Raw genomic sequence first — 378 nt, forward strand, 5'->3', positions numbered from 1 at the left:
GGTGGTGCGGTTGCCGGGCCGGTGGCGTTCGGCTGTCGTCTGTGCACGGCCCGGCGTACGGGGACGGCTGGGCGGTCGGTGCTGTATGCCCCGCGGTGGGACCGTGTGTGTGTCCGGCACGGGCGGTGGCTCCTTGATGCGGATGCCGACCAGCCTCACGAGCATTTGGACCTGCGGCGTCTGCCGGAGGTGGTCGCGGCGCAGCGGCGGTGGGCGGGGGTGGCGCGGCGTGCGGTGCGGGCGGGGGCCGAGCCGGAGCGGGTGTTCGCGTTGGCGCAGGCGGTGGTGGCGCGGTGGTGGGAGCAGGCCCTGCACTGGGAGCGGGAGAAGGTCTGGCCGTGGCGGTTGCATCAGGTCGCGGGCGGTGATGCCGGGGGT

The 378-nt window shown here is 75.1% G+C and carries 1 pseudogene; it reads left to right on the top strand.

Features of this window, described 5'->3' with window-relative positions:
- Positions 1 to 165: 165 nt before the first annotated feature.
- Positions 166 to 378: pseudogene (locus V9U70_RS30670) on the top strand (DNA-binding protein); the annotation flags it as partial.

Origin of the sequence: Streptomyces pratensis, assembly GCF_037137275.1 — a bacterium.
In the GTDB taxonomy this organism is placed as follows: Bacteria; Actinomycetota; Actinomycetes; order Streptomycetales; family Streptomycetaceae; genus Streptomyces; species Streptomyces pratensis_B.